At 60.0% G+C, this 432-nt stretch carries 1 pseudogene; it reads left to right on the top strand.

Annotated elements, in window-relative coordinates:
- Positions 1-249: pseudogene (locus HMPREF2884_RS09480) on the top strand (hypothetical protein); the annotation flags it as partial.
- Between the last annotated feature and the right edge of the window lie 183 nt (positions 250-432).

Genomic DNA, 432 nt, shown 5'->3' on the forward strand with positions numbered 1-432 from the left:
ACCCCGGCGGCACTCGCAACACCGACCCAGGCGGCACCTGAGCAACAGGCGCAACCAGCACAGGCTGCACCCGCTCAAGCAGACCCGAAACAGGCGACCCCCGCCTCCCCCGCTGCAGCTTTGGTTCAGGAGCAAGCAGACAAACAGCAGATTCCTGCGGCTCAAGGCGAGCAGACCAGTTCGCTACCGACTCTGCGCGTCACTAGCGGAGCACCTAAGAATTTATGCTGGAGGCACGGTGCATGTTGAGGGCACCGGCTTCACTCCCGAATTCTTGGCACACAATGAGCTACATAGCCTCATTATTGCGCCTAAGGGTTCCTCTACCTACGTGGGTCCTCACCAAGAGCCAACATACCAGGGACCGCGTTTTGACGTTCCGACGCCTGCCGCAGACGGGACTTTCAGCGCCGACTTGGAAGTATCCTCCAA

It is taken from the genome of Rothia sp. HMSC073B08 (assembly GCF_001812975.1).
Classification (GTDB): domain Bacteria; phylum Actinomycetota; class Actinomycetes; order Actinomycetales; family Micrococcaceae; genus Rothia; species Rothia mucilaginosa.